Origin of the sequence: Moritella viscosa (assembly GCF_900120065.1) — a bacterium.
Classification (GTDB): Bacteria; Pseudomonadota; Gammaproteobacteria; order Enterobacterales; family Moritellaceae; genus Moritella; species Moritella viscosa.
Genome location: NZ_FPLG01000005.1, coordinates 44,451 through 62,679, shown reverse-complemented (window position 1 = coordinate 62,679; position 18,229 = coordinate 44,451). Strand labels below are relative to the sequence as shown.

General features: G+C 40.3%; 15 protein-coding genes. 2 read left to right on the top strand and 13 right to left on the bottom strand.

The window, feature by feature from the left end; genetic code table 11:
* Positions 1 to 12 precede the first annotated feature (12 nt).
* Positions 13 to 621, top strand: coding sequence for a PepSY domain-containing protein (locus BT797_RS00810; RefSeq protein ID WP_075470873.1), 609 nt, complete (start codon positions 13 to 15; stop codon positions 619 to 621).
* Positions 622 to 687: 66 nt separating this feature from the next.
* On the opposite strand, the gene recA is transcribed toward BT797_RS00810, so the two are convergent.
* Complete coding sequence (recA, locus tag BT797_RS00805; RefSeq protein ID WP_211705390.1) at positions 688 to 1,746, bottom strand: recombinase RecA; 1,059 nt, start codon at positions 1,744 to 1,746, stop codon at positions 688 to 690.
* Positions 1,747 to 1,924: 178 nt separating this feature from the next.
* On the opposite strand from recA, the gene mutS reads away from it, so the two are divergent.
* Positions 1,925 to 4,492, top strand: a complete 2,568-nt coding sequence (gene mutS / locus BT797_RS00800; RefSeq protein ID WP_045108904.1) for a DNA mismatch repair protein MutS — start codon at positions 1,925 to 1,927, stop codon at positions 4,490 to 4,492.
* A 9-nt stretch (positions 4,493 to 4,501) separates the two neighbouring features.
* Here mutS and BT797_RS00795 read toward each other — a convergent pair whose 3' ends face one another.
* From BT797_RS00795 to BT797_RS00740, 12 genes are all read right to left on the bottom strand, one after another.
* A complete protein-coding gene (locus BT797_RS00795; RefSeq protein WP_045108903.1) occupies positions 4,502 to 5,182 on the bottom strand; it encodes a hypothetical protein in 681 nt (226 codons plus the stop codon).
* 170 nt (positions 5,183 to 5,352) lie between these two features.
* The gene (gene rpoS / locus BT797_RS00790) at positions 5,353 to 6,312 is read right to left on the bottom strand and encodes an RNA polymerase sigma factor RpoS (protein WP_045108902.1); all 960 of its coding nucleotides are present in this window, start codon (positions 6,310 to 6,312) and stop codon (positions 5,353 to 5,355) included.
* A 69-nt stretch (positions 6,313 to 6,381) separates the two neighbouring features.
* Positions 6,382 to 7,347, bottom strand: coding sequence for a peptidoglycan DD-metalloendopeptidase family protein (locus tag BT797_RS00785; RefSeq protein WP_244534087.1), 966 nt, complete (start codon positions 7,345 to 7,347; stop codon positions 6,382 to 6,384).
* Between the two features lie 111 nt (positions 7,348 to 7,458).
* Positions 7,459 to 8,100, bottom strand: coding sequence for a protein-L-isoaspartate(D-aspartate) O-methyltransferase (locus tag BT797_RS00780; RefSeq protein ID WP_075470871.1), 642 nt, complete (start codon positions 8,098 to 8,100; stop codon positions 7,459 to 7,461).
* Positions 8,097 to 9,152, bottom strand: a complete 1,056-nt coding sequence (truD, locus tag BT797_RS00775; protein ID WP_045112371.1) for a tRNA pseudouridine(13) synthase TruD — start codon at positions 9,150 to 9,152, stop codon at positions 8,097 to 8,099. Before truD ends, BT797_RS00780 begins: the two co-directional genes overlap by 4 nt.
* A 47-nt stretch (positions 9,153 to 9,199) precedes the next feature.
* On the bottom strand, positions 9,200 to 9,679 hold the full coding sequence (gene ispF / locus BT797_RS00770; protein WP_045108900.1) for a 2-C-methyl-D-erythritol 2,4-cyclodiphosphate synthase: 480 nt from the start codon (positions 9,677 to 9,679) through the stop codon (positions 9,200 to 9,202).
* 12 nt (positions 9,680 to 9,691) lie between these two features.
* Positions 9,692 to 10,384: a 2-C-methyl-D-erythritol 4-phosphate cytidylyltransferase gene (ispD, locus tag BT797_RS00765; RefSeq protein WP_045108899.1), complete on the bottom strand. Its 693-nt coding sequence runs from the start codon at positions 10,382 to 10,384 to the stop codon at positions 9,692 to 9,694.
* Positions 10,385 to 10,393: 9 nt separating this feature from the next.
* On the bottom strand, positions 10,394 to 10,672 hold the full coding sequence (gene ftsB, locus BT797_RS00760) for a cell division protein FtsB (RefSeq protein ID WP_045108898.1): 279 nt from the start codon (positions 10,670 to 10,672) through the stop codon (positions 10,394 to 10,396).
* A gap of 125 nt (positions 10,673 to 10,797) precedes the next feature.
* The gene (gene eno / locus BT797_RS00755) at positions 10,798 to 12,099 is read right to left on the bottom strand and encodes a phosphopyruvate hydratase (RefSeq protein WP_045108897.1); all 1,302 of its coding nucleotides are present in this window, start codon (positions 12,097 to 12,099) and stop codon (positions 10,798 to 10,800) included.
* Positions 12,100 to 12,168: 69 nt separating this feature from the next.
* Positions 12,169 to 13,806, bottom strand: coding sequence for a CTP synthase (locus BT797_RS00750; protein WP_045108896.1), 1,638 nt, complete (start codon positions 13,804 to 13,806; stop codon positions 12,169 to 12,171).
* A 152-nt stretch (positions 13,807 to 13,958) separates the two neighbouring features.
* Positions 13,959 to 14,753, bottom strand: coding sequence for a nucleoside triphosphate pyrophosphohydrolase (gene mazG / locus BT797_RS00745; protein WP_075470869.1), 795 nt, complete (start codon positions 14,751 to 14,753; stop codon positions 13,959 to 13,961).
* A 207-nt stretch (positions 14,754 to 14,960) separates the two neighbouring features.
* Complete coding sequence (locus BT797_RS00740; RefSeq protein WP_075470868.1) at positions 14,961 to 18,167, bottom strand: HD domain-containing phosphohydrolase; 3,207 nt, start codon at positions 18,165 to 18,167, stop codon at positions 14,961 to 14,963.
* Between the last annotated feature and the right edge of the window lie 62 nt (positions 18,168 to 18,229).

Genomic DNA, 18,229 nt, shown 5'->3' with positions numbered 1-18,229 from the left:
AGATAGACAACAATGAATACTTATCAGCTACATCGCTACCTTGGCTATTTATTAATTCTGCCGGTAACACTATGGGCCTTCACTGGTGCGTTTTTTTTAATTAAGCCTGGTTATAAAGATGCCTACGAACAATTGCAAATAACTCGCAATCCGCTGTCCTCTATTTTACAGCTTTCTCCTGAACCAGAGTGGCAAGCAGTAGCAATAAACCAAACAATCTTAGGTAGTCATTACCGTGTTCAAATAGAGAATAAGTGGCAGCATATTAACCCGCTCAATAACCAAATACTGCCAGAACCAAGTGCACAAAGTATAATTAGTTTATTACAAGATGCTGTAAAGCATAATCCACAACGCTATGGTTTAGTTTTAAACTACAAAGATGGTATCGCATTTACTGATTCCGGCGTAAAGCTCATATTTGATTGGTCGCACTTAAGCCTACGCCAACAAGGTCTGGACAGTCGTATTTTTAACACTATGTATGATATTCACTATCTACGCTGGACAGGGAATAAAACGTTTAATCAGTGGTTTGGGTACGTCGGCTTAGGATTATTGGTACTGATGGCGCTAACTGGTATTGTCATGATCAAAAAATCATCGACAACTATAAAATAACAAAGGCAGGTATGTTAGCCATACCTGCCTTTGTTTCAATTCATATTTGTGTCATTAACCTCAGAATTAAAATTCTGTTTCCGTTTCTTCAGTAGCAACTTCAGCCACATCTAGCTCTTTATTACCCAACAGGTTAGCACGGATCATACCGTCAATTTCAGCGGCAATATTCTGATTGTCAGCAAGATACTGCGATGCTTTCGCTTTACCTTGACCAATTTTGTCACCTTTATATGAGTACCAAGCACCGGCTTTTTCAATAAGTTTTTCTTTAACACCTAGATCGACTAACTCACCATTACGGTTAAAGCCTTTACCGTATAAAATTTGAAATTCAGCTTGTCTAAACGGTGCTGCAATTTTATTTTTCACAACTTTAACACGCGTTTCATTACCTGTGATCTCGTCGCCATCTTTAACCGAACCAATACGACGGATATCTAAACGTACTGACGCGTAGAATTTAAGAGCGTTACCACCAGTTGTAGTTTCTGGTGAACCAAACATCACACCAATCTTCATACGAATTTGGTTAATGAAGATACACATGGTGTTAGTCGTTTTTAAATTACCCGTTAATTTACGCATTGCTTGCGATAACATACGTGCTTGCAGACCCATGTGGCTATCGCCCATGTTACCTTCAATTTCCGCTTTCGGAGTTAGTGCAGCAACAGAATCGACTACGATAATGTCAACAGCGCCAGAGCGTGCTAGCATGTCACATATTTCTAATGCTTGCTCACCCGTATCAGGTTGAGAGACTAATAGTTCATTAATATCAACGCCAAGTTTACCCGCATAAATAGGGTCAAGTGCATGCTCTGCATCAATAAAGGCACAAATTTTACCTTCACGTTGTGCTGATGCGATAACTTCTAATGTTAGCGTCGTTTTACCACTTGATTCAGGACCGTAGATCTCTACGATACGCCCCATCGGTAAGCCACCAGCTCCCAACGCAATATCAAGAGAAAGTGAACCTGTAGAAACAGTTTCTACGTCCATGGTACGGTTATCACCTAGCTTCATGATAGAACCTTTACCAAATTGTTTTTCAATTTGTCCAAGTGCTGCTGCTAAGGCTTTTTCTTTATTCGCGTCCATTTTATTCCCCTGAGGCATAATCGAGTATTTAATTTATAGGCACAAGTATACTGTTCGTTCATACAGTATCAAGTAATAAACGAATATTTTTTTTAATTATTATTAGTGGCTCATACTTACGTACAAAAAATACAGTCGCCACCGTGCTTTAGCATTGTTATTATAGGTGCAACTATTATTTTTAAACCGAGCCGCTATGCAACCTAACTTTCTTGCACCTCAAGACTTAACCAATCACACCCCTATGATGCAGCAATTCTTTAAGTTAAAAGCTGAGCAACCAGAGATCTTACTCTTTTATCGTATGGGCGATTTTTATGAGTTATTTTATGATGATGCCAAAAAAGCGTCGCAATTATTAGGTATATCTCTGACCAAGCGTGGTAAGTCAAATGGTAACCCTATCCCAATGGCTGGTATCCCTTACCATTCATTGGAAGGTTATTTAGCAAAGCTAGTACGTAGTGGTGAATCGGTAGCGATCTGTGAACAAATTGGCGATCCAGCGACATCCAAAGGTCCTGTTGAGCGTAAAGTAGTACGCATTGTGACACCTGGTACTGTCAGTGACGAAGCCTTACTCACCGAAAAAAATGACAATTTATTAGCAGCATTATTCCATGATGGCATTACTTTTGGTTATGCGACGTTAGATATGGGCAGTGGCCGTTTCCTGATCAATCAATTTACGTCAGAAGAAACGCTACAGGCAGAACTGCAACGTACCGCCCCTGCAGAGCTGTTGTATTGCGAATCATTTGAATCAATGCAACATATCAACCAACTTAAAGGCTTACGTCGCCGTCCTGAATGGGAGTTTGATTTACAAACCGGTCGCAACGTTTTATGCCAACAGTTTGGCACCAAAGATCTGATCGGTTTTGGGGTTGAAAACTCACCCGTGGCATTATGTGCAGCGGGCTGTTTAATGCAATATGTGAAAGAAACCCAACGTACCGCACTACCACATATTCGCGCGATCAAACTTGAACAAACCGAACAAATGGTCGTCATGGATGCAGCAACTCGCCGTAACCTAGAACTGACACAAAACCTATCTGGTGGTTTTGATAATACACTTGCAGCAGTACTTGATCATACTTCAACGCCAATGGGTAGCCGTTTATTAAAACGTTGGTTACATCAACCGATTCGTGACAGTTTAGTATTACAACAACGCCAATCAAGCATCCAATCCTTACTTGATGTGGGTGCATTAAACGATATCCAGCCGGTACTACGTACAATTGGTGATATTGAACGTATTATTGCGCGTTTATCATTACGCTCTGCACGCCCGCGTGATCTTGTGCGTTTACGTAATGCCTTCCAGCAGTTACCCGAGTTACAAAAACTGTTAGCAGAGCACAATGCCGAACACTTAAACTCATTACAGCAGTTAGCTGGTGAGTTCAGTGAACTAGAACAGCTGCTAACTTTCGCCGTTATCGACAACCCACCAGTATTAATCCGTGACGGTGGTGTAATAGCACCCGGTTATAACCAAGAGTTAGATGAATGGCGCACGCTAAGCAAAGGTGCCACAGATTATCTAGAAGCTTTAGAAGAGCGAGAAAAACAGCAAACTGGTATCCCGACCTTAAAAGTCGGTTATAACCGAGTTCACGGTTACTTCATCGAAGTAAGTCGCCTGCAGTCAGATCAAGTGCCAGCAACATATATCAGACGTCAAACGCTGAAAAATACCGAACGTTACATCATCCCAGAGCTGAAAGAACACGAAGATAAAGTACTCAGTAGCCAAGGCAAGTCGCTGGCACTAGAGAAACAACTTTATGAGCAATTATTGGATAAATTGTTACCGTATATTCCCGCACTACAAGACAGCGCTGCGGCATTATCAGAACTTGATGTATTGTGTAACTTTGCTGAACGCGCAGAAACTTTACATTATTGTCGACCAACAATTAGTGTCAAACCAGGTATCGACATTACGAATGGGCGTCACCCAGTGGTAGAGCAAGTAATGACGGAACCTTTCATCGCTAACCCTGTGCAGCTCAACCCTGAACGCCGTATGCTGATCATCACCGGACCTAATATGGGTGGTAAATCGACCTACATGCGTCAAACAGCCTTGATTACCCTGATGGCTCACATTGGTAGTTTCGTGCCCGCAGAGCAAGTAACAACGTCATTAATAGACCGTATCTTTACGCGTATTGGTGCATCAGACGATCTCGCATCGGGTCGCTCGACGTTTATGGTTGAAATGACCGAGACAGCTAATATCTTGCACAATGCAACGGCGAATAGTTTGGTATTGATGGATGAAATTGGTCGTGGTACCAGTACCTACGATGGCTTATCATTAGCTTGGGCATGTGCCGAATACCTAACGAATAAGATCCAGGCTTATACCCTCTTTGCAACGCACTACTTTGAGCTAACTACGTTAACAGAACAACACCCGAGTTTAGTCAATGTGCATCTCGATGCCGTTGAACATGGTGACTCAATCGTATTTATGCACGCAGTGCAGGACGGTGCAGCAGATCGCAGCTATGGCTTGCAAGTTGCGGCATTAGCAGGCGTCCCAAAAACGGTTATTCATGCGGCTAAAATTAAGCTAAATGAATTAGAACTAAACTCACACCAACCTGTTGTAGCAGGTGAACGCCCAAAAGTTGTAGCGACGCCCGTTTCTCACCCAGTAATCGACGATCTCAGTGCGTTAAATATCGATAATATGACACCACGGGAAGCACTGGATGTGTTATACCGTTTAAAAGAACAACTTTAATTGCTATATTCAAATATTAAATAGTTCACGATAAATCAAAAAGCCCAGATTATCTAAATCATGCAAAATAGCGGTATGATTATTTGGGCTTTCAGCTACGTAAGTCACCACCCGCTCTAACGCCTGTCGCTGGGTAGAATACATCCCCGCAATCACCCGATATTTAATCAAATTCCTTGCTTGTGACACACCCATACTATCGATATGTGCGACAGCAATATATTCTGGCACAGCAGATAGTTGATAGGCTTGCAGTAACCATTGGCTTAAATGATATAGTTCATTATCGAGTGTTCTGAATTTACTTCCCGTCTCACCATTATTAAGCGCTGAGTGATACGCATCTGTATAACTAAAACCCTCACTCTTGGTTACAAGACGATGCATAGCATGACTCATTTTCCAGGATATATCTGCATACCCCTTCTCTTTTAAGCGTGCAGTAAGCTGGGGGGTATCTATTGCTTGCTCACCAAATGCAGTTTTAAACGACTCATAAAAAATCATTTCTTTATCTGATCTTAAGCCCGATAAACCGTGTATGTCTGTTGGCAATACAATCAATTTAGCATCACTCGCGATGGCAGGAAAATCACTATTAACAAATAATCGCTGTATTGAGCAAGATGTGACAAATAAAACAAAACTAACTGTCAAAAATAATTTAATGAAATAATGAATAGATAGCATAACCGTCCTTAAACAATCCTTGTTTATAGAGGGTTAACAAGATACTAGAAAGGAATAAATAGTATGACTGATTTTAATAAAATCAGACTAAAGGTTGATTAAAGTGTTAATAACTAAGACTAGGGAATAGCTTAATGATTAACAACTCAATAAGGTTATTTAGCAGTACTTTATAACCTAAACAAGGCTTCAACAGAGAGTCCTTGCTGTGCTAATAATTCCCGTAAACGTCGTAATGCTTCCACCTGAATTTGACGAACGCGTTCACGGGTTAAGCCAATTTCACGACCAACATCCTCGAGTGTCGAGGCATCATAGCCTAACAAGCCAAAACGCCTTGCGAGTACTTCACGTTGCTTCGGGTTTAGCTCTTCAAGCCAACGCACAATACTAAATTTAATATCGTCGTTCTGTGTGCAGCGCTCAGGACCATCGCCTTTATCATCCGAAATAATATCCAATAACGCTTTTTCTGAATCGCCGCCTATGGGCGTATCGACAGAGCTGATACGCTCATTTAAACGCAGCATTTTACTGACGTCTGCAACTGGTTTATCTAATTTGTCTGCTATGTCCTCAGCTGTCGGCTCATGATCTAACTCATGCGCGAGTTCACGTGCAGCACGAAGATAAACATTAAGTTCTTTAACGACATGGATCGGTAAGCGAATGGTGCGGGTTTGGTTCATGATGGCGCGTTCAATTGTTTGTCTAATCCACCATGTTGCATAAGTGGAAAAACGAAACCCCCGCTCTGGATCGAATTTTTCGACCGCGCGGATCAACCCGAGATTACCTTCCTCAATTAAATCAAGCAAGGCTAAACCACGGTTATTATAACGTCTAGCGATCTTAACAACTAAACGCAGATTACTCTCAATCATACGCTTTCGTGAGCTGGCATCACCGCGTAGCGCTCGACGAGCATAAAAAACTTCTTCTTCTGCGGTCAATAACGGTGAAAACCCGATTTCCCCAAGATAAAGCTGTGTTGCATCTAAGCTTTTCGCATCGTTAGGGATAAGGTGTTCATCGTTAAATATATCCATCCCTGGCTTTGCTTTTTTATCGTTTTCAGATACATCATGATCTTTAACGTCTAACTTATCTGCATCAGTTATCTTGCTCATTAGGTATAGGCCCCTGACTGAAGTAAATAGCCTATTAAGATTAGCCTAATAAACAACTTTCGGTCGGGCTTAACGTTTGGGCAAGTAACGCATCGGATTAACGGGTTTACCACGATAACGAATTTCGAAGTACAGCTCAGCACCCGAATTAGGTCCCGTGTTCCCCATACTTGCAATCTTCTGCCCAGCCTTAACCCATTGCTGTTCTTTAACTAATAACTTTTTATTATAGGCATAAGCACTTAGATAATCATCGTTGTGTTTAATGATAATAAGGTTGCCATAACCACGCAGACCATTACCAGAATAAACCACTCGACCGGATTCAGAAGCCAGTACGTTACGCCCTAATGAACCACCGATGTTAATCCCTTGTTGTCCCGACTTACTGCTGGAATAAGTGCTAATTAATTTACCCGACGTAGGCCATGCCCATGACAATTTATTATTACGAACAACCTGTTTTGGTTTTGGTTTTGGTTTTGGTTTTGATTTCGAGACTTTGGCAACAACTGGTTTTGCTTTCGAGACTTTGGCAACAACTGGTTTTGCTTTCACTGGTGCTTTAACTTTTACCGGAGGAGTTACTTTAGCCGTAACAGTTTTTATCGGCACCGGTTTAGCTAATGGCCTAGTGGGTGCTTTAATACTGGTTTTAGTCCTGCTTGTTTTAACCACTGTCACTAGTTTTGGCTTTCTATAAGATGAAGGCGGGATTTTTCCTTTCAGCTTAAGTAGTTGTCCAGGGTAAATTTGAAACGATTTAGGGATCTTATTTAATGCTGCGAGATACTTGAAATCTTGATTACTACGCCACGCAATTGCATATAATGTATCCCCTTTTTTAACCCGGTACGTGGATGTACTGATAGTTGATTTTAACTCTGTTTTATAGCCCTGAACACTCGTGACAGGCGCGGGACTACGATTAGCAGTAGAACAACCAGCTAACTGAACTAAAAAAAAGACAAGAGCAATACAAGGCCATAAATGGTATCGGCGTATATTACGTAAATGCCAGTTACTGATGGTCACCGCTTAATTCTCCCTAATCTCATTTAAATACTCAGTAACACAGCAAGAACCGCAACGCCACGGCCAATAACAAACAGTTAAAAGTACCGTACTCCACAAGCTTGGAAAAAATCACGCTAAATCGCCGATAATTAATGGCACAAATCTTACATTTTCAATATTTTGACTGGTATAAGTTTCACCATTACGCGTGATCACTTGTAATACCTGAGATTCGACACCTAATGGTAAAATTAGTTGCCCGCCATCAACTAATTGCGTCAGTAATGCTTGCGGAACGGAAGCGGGGGCAGCTGTCACAATAATTGCATCGAAAGGTCCTTTGCTCTGCCAACCTTGCCAACCATCACCATATTTCATCATCACATTATGCAGATCGAGATTCTTTAACCGACGCTTCGCTTGCCATTGCAACGCTTGGATCCGTTCCACCGAATAAATATGTGGAAATACCTGTGCTAAAATAGCCGTTTGATAACCAGAACCCGTACCTATTTCCAATACTTTGTTTGGCTTAGTTTGCAATAACAGTTCTGTCATTCGGGCGACGATATAAGGCTGAGAGATAGTTTGTCCAGCCCCAATTGGTAAGGCCTGGTTCCCCCATGCCTGTAACGCCAGCGCTTCTTCAACAAAATAGTTTCGAGGTGTATTTTGCATTGCAGCTAACACACTCGGTTCTCGAATTCCTTGTTCTTCAAGCAGCGCTTTTATACGCTGCCCTGCTACTCCTGTATTACCCAATTCAATCATACAGTTCCTGATGTTGGCGCTTGGTCAAAATGACGAATAACGACTTTTTCTTCAATCAATTCACGCACAACACTTGTCGCAAAACAGCCCGATGGCAGATAGAAACTCACTGTTAAGCTATCTTCAGTTAACTGGTAACTAAAGTTTTGAGGACGTAATATTAACGCTTTACGTTCCTGGCGAAGACCCGCTGCAATTAAGCCTTCAAGCAATTCTGGATATTGCGCGATGATGCTGCTTTCAAATGCTAGCGCTTCGTTCGTCGCACTGCAGTTACCTTTACCAACTAACGGAGCCGATAATTGTAGTGCGCCTTGGGCAACTCGTTCAATAATGTCGTCAGTTAAGGTTTCTTCCACAAAAAAAGAATTAGACCCCTGTAAAATGAAGCAATCGCCTGGCATCGCAGTTTGCCATTTACCTTGTTTAATACGTTCACTAACAACGTGATTAAATATCAAACTCCGTGCAGCTGAAATATAAAAACTACGCTTATTACGATCTTTTACTTTTTCACCCGCAAACATCGCTTGTGCACGCACAATGTTATTACCGTTTTGACCAAATCGCTGTTCACCGAAATAGTTTGGCACGCCTATGGTTTTAATTTTGTCTAAACGCTCGACTAATCCATCAATACTGCTTAGGTCCGTTAATTTTAATGTGAATTGATTACCTTTTAATGCACCAGTACGTAATTTTTTGTTATGACGAACAATTTTTAATATTTTAATTTGCGCTGTTTCAATAACAGAAAAATCGGGGGTTTCTTTCCCCGCCATGTGAATACCAAACCATTGCTCAGTAATAGCATGGCGATCTTTAAGCCCTGCATAACTCACATCCTTGCCTGAAACACCTGCAGCTTTGGCTAATGCACGGGCAACATATTGCGTATTTTCACCTATTTTACGGATGGAAATAAAGATGTGTTCACCTTCACCGGTTAATTCAAAACCAAGGTCTTCAATAACCACAAAATCGGCAGCTTCCTGCTTAATAAAACCAGTTACGTTAGGTTTGCCACATAAGTATTCAAATTCAGGAAGCATTGATGTCTCCGCATTAGGATTAGTTTGCATTAATTTATGTTCACTTATTATGTATTTTTCATTAACAGTACGACAGCTTCGCATGCCACGCCTTCTTTACGACCAGTGAAGCCTAGTTTTTCAGTCGTCGTAGCTTTCACATTCACCGCTGACAATTCAGTTTCAAGATCCGTGCTTAATACTGCACGCATTGCTTGAATATGCGGGGCAATCTTAGGTGCTTGTGCAATAATAGTGACGTCTAAATTACCAATGCGATAACCTAGCTCTTTTACTTTGCTAAACACATCGCGTAATAAAATACGGCTATCAATATTTTCGAATTCCGCCGACGTATCTGGAAAATGATGGCCGATATCACCAAGCGCTAAAGCACCAAGTAGCGCATCGCAAATCGCATGTAACGCCACATCACCATCTGAGTGAGCCAGAAAACCTTGCTTATAAGGGATTGCTACACCATTAATCATAACAGGGCCAGCATTACCAAATTTGTGCACATCAAAACCATGACCAATTCTAAACATTAAATATTTTCCCTATTTATTTTTCACAGACTGTTGTAGATACAGTGTTGCTAACGGCATGTCTTCTGGACGTGTAATTTTAATATTATCCGCGCGACCTACGACAATTTTAGGCATTAAACCTAATCGTTCAATGGCTGAAGCCTCATCGGTAATATTCGCATTATCCGCTAATCCCGCTGTTAACGCATCGGTTAACAATTTAACGGGAAACATTTGTGGTGTTAACGCATGCCATAATAAATCACGCTCGACCGTCGCAATAATATTACCATTAGCATCAGTACGTTTCATTGTATCGCGAACCTGACACCCTAAAATAGCACCATATTCAGATGCAAGTGCGCCTGTAATCAGACAGTCTACATCAGTATGAGTAAGACAAGGCCGTGCTGCATCATGTACCAGAACCCAATTATACGATTGACAAGCCTGTAATCCTGCGAGTACCGAATCAGCACGCTCTTTACCGCCATTAACACGGATAATAGCCGGATCTTTGGCGATAGCAATATCACTAAACCAGCCATCTTCCGGACCGAGAGCCACAACAACTTTCGCAATACGAGGGTGACTTAATAACACAGTTAACGTGTGTTCAATCACTGTTTTACCTTGCAGCATTAAATATTGTTTGGGTATACTCGCGCCCATTCTGGCGCCGACGCCAGCGGCTGGGACAACCGCAATGAATTGTTCTGTCATCTCGGTAACCTAATTGTCATCATTAATAATACGGTAAAAGGTTTCACCCTCTTTAATCATACCAAGTTCATTCCGGGTTCGCTCTTCTATCGCATCATACCCATTACGTAAATCTAATATTTCATTTTTTAACGCAGTATTACGATCGATTAAAACTTGATTATTCATTTGCTGGACAATTACTTCACGTTCGATACGTGTGTAATCCATCACCCCGTTATTACCGGCAATAAAATGATAGATCAGCAAGCTGAGTATGGAGATTAATACAAAATAAAGAAGGCGCATGACAATCATCCTGTAAATTAATCAGTTATTGTCACATATAATGCGGAGTTTGGTTAGCGTATACATAAAAAAAACCCGCTAAAAAGCGGGTTTTTTAATCTATTCAGAATTAACAGTTAAGCAAATTAAGCTTGACCTTTAACCTCTTTAAGACCGTGGAAAGGTGCAGCATCACCTAGCGCTTCTTCGATACGAATTAATTGGTTGTACTTAGCAACACGATCCGAACGGCTCATAGAACCAGTTTTGATTTGGCCAGCACATGTACCAACAGCAAGGTCAGCAATTGTTGCATCTTCAGTTTCACCAGAACGGTGAGAGATTACAGCTGTAAAGCCTGCGTCTTTCGCCATTTTGATTGCAGCTAACGTTTCAGTTAGTGAACCAATTTGGTTGAATTTGATTAAGATTGAGTTAGTGATACCTTCTTCAATACCACGTGTCAAAATCTTAGTGTTAGTCACAAATAAATCATCACCAACTAATTGGATCTTGTCACCTAGTAGTTCAGTCTGATGTTTGAAACCAGCCCAATCAGATTCATCTAGACCATCTTCAATCGATACGATTGGGTATTGGTCAACAAGACCAGCAAGATAGTGGTTGAACTCTTCAGCAGTAAATTTCTTACCTTCGCCTTTAAGATCGTAGATACCTTCTTCTTTGTTATAGAACTCAGAAGCAGCACAATCCATAGCTAGTGTAACGTCTTTACCCATTTCATAACCAGCAGCTTTAACAGCTTCTTCAATTGCAGCTAGTGCAGCAGCATTTGATTCTAAGTCAGGAGCAAAACCACCTTCATCACCAACGGCAGTGCTTAGGCCTTTAGACTTAAGAACTTTAGCTAGGTTGTGGAATACTTCAGCACCGATACGTAGTGCTTCTTTAAGAGTTTTAGCGCCAACAGGTTGGATCATGAACTCTTGAATGTCTACGTTGTTATCAGCGTGCTCGCCACCGTTGATGATGTTCATCATAGGTAGAGGCATAGAGTATTGACCAGGAGTACCGTTTAACTCAGCAATGTGAGCGTAAAGTGGTAAACCTTTTGCAGATGCAGCCGCTTTAGCGTTAGCTAGAGAAACAGCAAGGATAGCATTAGCACCGAAGTTAGCTTTGTTTTCAGTACCGTCTAGATCGATCATCACTTGGTCGATTGCAGCTTGATCAGTTGCATCTTTACCAATTAGAGCTTCAGCAATTGGACCATTGATTGCTGCAACAGCTTTAAGAACACCTTTACCTAAAAAGCGAGTTTTGTCGCCGTCACGTAATTCAAGTGCTTCACGAGAACCTGTTGATGCACCAGATGGAGCTGGTGCCATACCAATGAAACCACCTTCTAGGTGAACTTCAGCTTCAACAGTAGGATTACCACGTGAATCAATGATTTCGCGACCAATAATTTTAACGATCTTAGACATTTTTACTTCCTTAACTATTAAAAATTTAAGTATGCCGCGTTACCGCGGCACTAATATTAAAATCTCTGATTAGCTAGTTGATGATTTTTTATTTTCACCAGCAGCATTAATGAATCCTTCAAATAATGCGTGACCATCTCGTGGTGTTGACGTGAATTCCGGGTGGAATTGCGCAGCAACAAACCAAGGATGATTCGGATTCTCAACAATCTCTACTAATTTCTTATCAGCAGATAAGCCTGTTACTTTAAGGCCTGCTTTTTCGATTTTAGGCAGAAGGTTGTTGTTAACTTCATAACGGTGACGATGACGTTCTTTAATCGTCGCACTACCGTACATTTCTCTTACTTTACTACCCGCTTTCAGGTGACACAGTTGTGCACCTAAACGCATAGTACCACCCAGGTCTGATGCACCAGTACGTTCTTCAACGTTACCTGATTCATCAATCCATTCTGTAATTAAACCAACTACAGGGAACTTAGTCTGAGGGTTAAACTCTGTTGAATGTGCGCCTTCTAGACCTGCAACATTACGTGCGAATTCGATTAACGCTACTTGCATACCTAAACAGATACCGAAATAAGGAACCTTGTTCTCACGCGCAAATTGGGCTGCAAGAATTTTACCTTCAACACCACGTTCACCGAAACCACCTGGTACCAAGATACCGTCAACAGTTTTAAGAATATCAGTGCCTTTCGCTTCAAGATCTTGTGAATCAATATATTTAATTTTCACGCTTAGACGATTTTTCAAACCACCGTGCTTAAGTGCTTCATTTACTGATTTGTATGCGTCTGGCAGTTCGATATATTTACCAACCATACCAATAACGATTTCTTCAGTTGGGTTAGCTTCTTCAAAAATTACCTGTTCCCACTCAGCTAGATCGGCTTCTGGTGCTGTTAAACCGAAACGATTAACAATTAGCTCGTCTAAACCTTGTGATTTTAATAGCGCAGGAATTTTGTAAATACTGTCCACATCTTTCAGTGAAATAACGGCTTTTTCTTCTACGTTACAGAATAACGAAATTTTAGCGCGTTCGTTCGCTGGTACATTACGATCAGAACGACAAATTAGAATGTCAGGCTGAATACCAATTGAACGTAACTCTTTTACTGAATGTTGTGTTGGTTTTGTTTTAACTTCACCAGCAGCACCTAAATAAGGTACTAATGTTAAATGCATAAACATGGTGTTATCACGGCCCAGTTGCACGCCCATTTGGCGTAATGCTTCTAGGAAAGGTTGTGATTCGATATCACCTACCGTACCGCCCACTTCTACTACTGCAACATCAAAGCCTTCACTACCAGCAATAACACGCTCTTTGATCTCATTAGTAATATGTGGAATAACCTGAATGGTTGCACCTAAGTAATCACCACGACGCTCTTTAGCAAGCACAGATGAATATACTTTACCCGTTGTAAAGTTATTACGTTTAGTCATGTGAGTACGAATAAAGCGCTCATAGTGACCTAGATCTAGATCGGTCTCAGCACCATCGTCCGTTACGAATACTTCACCATGTTGAATCGGGCTCATTGTGCCCGGATCAATGTTAATGTAAGGGTCTAGTTTCATCATTGTGACTTTTAAGCCACGCGCTTCTAAAATAGCTGCTAATGATGCTGCCGCAATACCTTTACCTAATGAGGATACTACCCCACCAGTAACAAAAACGTACTTAGTTGTCATACATAACCTGAAGTTGTTAGGGATTAAATGTGTATTATTGAATATATACCAGAAGGGACGACATTATAAACAAATCCCCCTCATCCCACAATGTTGACAAGTATAGCATTACCGTTTTTTGATAACTGTGCGGTAGATCATGTGTTGTAATTTTATTTCACTTTCAACCAAAGCGACTCCATTTCACCTATAGAACAATCACTTAGTGACTTACCGTTCTGTAATGCAAGTACTTCAACCTGCCTAAATCTTTTTTCAAACTTTTCATTTGCCTTGCGAAGTGCTTGCTCTGGGTCGTGTTTTAGATGGCGTGTTACATTCACAACAGAGAACAATAGATCCCCTAACTCCTCTTCAAGTTTAGCCTGATCAACCACCCTAGCATCCGCCTCCTCAACAACCTCACCAATTTCCTCATAAACCTTTGATAATGCTTGCTTATAGGATTCAAAATCAAATTTAACATCAGCGGCACGCTGTTGTATTTTAGTCGCTCTAACTAGTGCTGGGAATGCATTAGGAATGTTGTCTAATGCACTGTGTTGATCCGATTCTTCATGATTTTCAACACGCTCTTTCGACTTTTGTTTTTGCCATGCAGCAATAACTTCAGATTCGTGTTGTAGTTTTATTTCACCAAAAACATATGGGTGACGTTGAGTTAATTTCTCTGCAAGCTGTTGAATAACGCTATCAAAGCTGAATAACGCCTGTTCATGCCCTAATTGGGTATAGTAGAGTACGTGGTAAAGCAAATCACCAACTTCACCCTCGAGACCTTTTACATCATTATTTTCAATAGCATCAACCACTTCATAGGCTTCTTCTAACGTAAATTTAGCTATCGACGCAAAGTCTTGCTGCAGGTTCCAAGGACAGCCTGTATCTGGATTACGTAACTGTTCAACCATATGCTGTAAATCATTGATCGTGTACTTTTCTTTCAAGATAAATCCTATTAATTCAATTTTTCTGCGAAATCTCGAGATCTTGACTCATTACGTTAAATAGAACCATAAACTGAGATTAAATGATTTGTTAGTGAGTATATAATGATATTCATTACGTTTGGAGAGGCATGACAAATGAACGAGGAAGGGTTTAAAAGTACTGTGGATCATCTCATGATTATCCACAGTACATTATGATAGCCATTAAGCAGTCAATTTTTTACTTAAATCAACCTCACCTAACTGTTCTGGTTGCAGATATTTACTTAAATCAATCTCATCAATTTGTTCAGACTTCAAATATTTTTGCGCATATTTAATATGCGTACCGCTTTGTAAAAATAATCTAAACAACTCAATATCTAAATGCTGATCCAAGGCCATCTTATACATGATATCAACTGCAACACTGACTGGTTTAGCTTTCTTATAAGGACGGTCAGACGCTGTCAGGGCTTCAAAGATATCAGCGATCACTAAGATACGTTCTGGAATAGAAAGATCATCGGCAGTCAGTTTACGCGGATAACCCGTGCCTTTTAATGTTTCATGGTGGGTTGAAGCATAACGCGGGACACGACTTAGTTCAGGCGGAAAGGGGAGGTTGTCTAACATCTTAATCGTACTGATCATATGTTCGTTGATCTTATACCTGTCTTCCGCAGTTAACGTGCCGCGACTAATCGTTAAATTATAGACTTCACCTAAGTTATACTGATGCTCTGGAACATCCATTTTAATACCAAATTTAGGGTCAAATTCTACTTTACGATCTCGCTCAACAATATGTTCAGCTTTATCTGAAAGCAATTTTTCAATAACGGGAAAATGGGGGTTTAACGCTTCTTTTTTCACCAATTCTTCAACCGAAGAGAGCCCTAAAGTATCATCAAAATGGCGTAGCCATGTCTGTTCAGATAGAGCCTTCACACGGGCAACTTTATCATCACTCATAAACTCACCGCCAACATTAGATGCCGCAATAAACGCAAAATCATCAATCAGTTTTTTATGCTTTTCTTTAAGCGCTGCATCAATCGAACTCTTATGCTCTGGTAATGCTATTTTTTGTTTGAGCGCGGTAATTTCAGCATCACGCCACAGCACTTCAAACCGCGTTCTAACTTCATGAATACGGTTGTAATTTGCCTCTAATTTAGTGCCCTTATCGACAATATATTCAGGTGTAGTGATCTTGCCACAATCATGCAGCCAAGCCGCAATTCTAAATTCACGTTTCTCATCCGCGTTGGCAAATTTAAAATCTTTAAATAACGCAGAATCACATTGCTCAGTAACCTCTGCTAACATTATGCCAAGCTCTGGTACACGGTTACAATGACCAGCCGTGTATTTCGATTTATCATCAATGGCTTGTGCAATAAGCTTAATAAACGCTTCTAAGAATTCTTTTTGTGCCGCTTCATATTGCTGTAAGTCTTTTGACATATCCATCATTGCTTCAGATAATTCCCAGACTTCTTTTATCGCCGTATCCACTAATTGCACTTCATCATAGCGCCGCTCTTGTACTTTTCTCGTTTCAATTCGTAATTGTCGAATTGGTCTGACAATCGGAGCACCAAACAACCAAGCTAAAGGCAACATCAATAACATGAAAATAACGGTCACAAAAATAGCTATTTTTACCTGCTCATTCACCTTCTGATAAATCACTTTTTTCGGGATGACTACAGCGAAGAACTCTTCCGAACTGGCGCCAACTTTAACAGGACTGATATAAACTAATTTTTCCTCACCTTCGATGACACGATCAATAATTTGATCATGGTGACCTTGCGATCCAGCTAACGATACTAAGTCTTGATAAGGCACCATAATATTGTCGTATATGACTTTATTCCCAAGCCACTTACTCGCAAGTACCGCTCGCTGGTTAGCACTAATATTAGCTATAGCAGCATTAATAATGGGAATTAGGTCCTCATGCTCAGATTTAAGCAAGATGTAAAACGCTGAAGAAAATTGTTCTGCTAAATCAATAATATCATCATGCAACTTAAGATTTTTATAGAAATATTGCGATAATCCAGAAATGAGTACCGGTTTAACATCTAATAATGCGTCAGTGTCCCCCTCCGAAACAGATTTAAATGCAGCATTTCGATCCACAAATTCAATCAACTCAATATGAGGGAAATCTCGGCGTAATTTAGCTGTCATAGGCCTACCCGATAAAATCGCAACTTTCAGTCCTGCCAATTCGGCATAATTATGAACATCCGCACTACTCGTACGCGTCACCAAAGCAAAATTAAACTCATAAATAGGATCACTATATACACCTGAATATCTATTGTTTTGATTCTGCAGTAATGAATGTAATCCATCTAAAGAATCGTTGTTATACTTGTCGATTAATTCGGACCAAGAAAAACCATTAATAAACTCAAAGTCAATCCCCGTCATTTCTTCAATCAACAGCAATAAATCGATAGCATATCCTTGAGGTTTTCCGGCTAAAGAAAAATCAAGCGGTACCCAGTCATTTTGGTTTGATATCTTTATTGTCGCAGCTGTGCTAATAACGCTACGCTGCTGCGATGTTAACGCCAACATATCAGATTCTGGGATAGTAATATGCTTAGCAGCTTGACGGCTTGAAGAAATAACTTCGCCAGATTTTATGTATAGATAAGACTCAATTTCGCTAATATCACTTAAATCAAATGAATTATTCGACAACTTTTCTGCGATAGAAGACAACACAATATCAATACCTAGAATGCTACTTTTATCTTGGTTATTTTTGTCTTTAAATTTAAGTGAATAAGTTTGACCCGTAATTTTTAAATGTTGAAATAAGTAGGGCTTGGTTTTAAATACCGAATCTGTATTCGCAGCTACATACCAAGGTCTTTCGGTTGGAAAATAATTACTCTCACTAATACTTACGTCTCGTAATACAAAATGACTATCGTAATAATAAGTACCACGTACTCGATTCTGTCTATCACCCGTTATCTTGATAACAACCCAGCGATCATCCCGGTTTGCAGCAAGCTTTTCTCGTACAATCGGTGAAGAGTCGAGATTAATCAATTGATAAAAATCATCATTCTCTGAGCCAACATAGATACTGTAAAATAATGAATTTTCAATCATTATTTCGGCAAGAATGTTACTAAGCTCTATCTCATTAGATTGGATATCAAACATCTGGTTCATCGCAACCAATAAGCGTGCTGTATTAGAGGCATCACGTTCTAAATTTTGTATATATGCGGATAAATCGAAAGATGCCTTAGATAAACTTTGCAGTGTGTGTTCCATCGCCATTTTTTTGCTGAAATGATATTGCAAAGATACCGCAACAAATCCAGTGATAAGTGTAGCAAGCACAAACATGGTGCCGACAGTAAAGCGCAGTGAAAACTTCCTTAGTTTCATCAAAATTCATCCCTAAATTCAATTACTTTATACAACTTTAAAGCATGTTTTTCATACGCTAC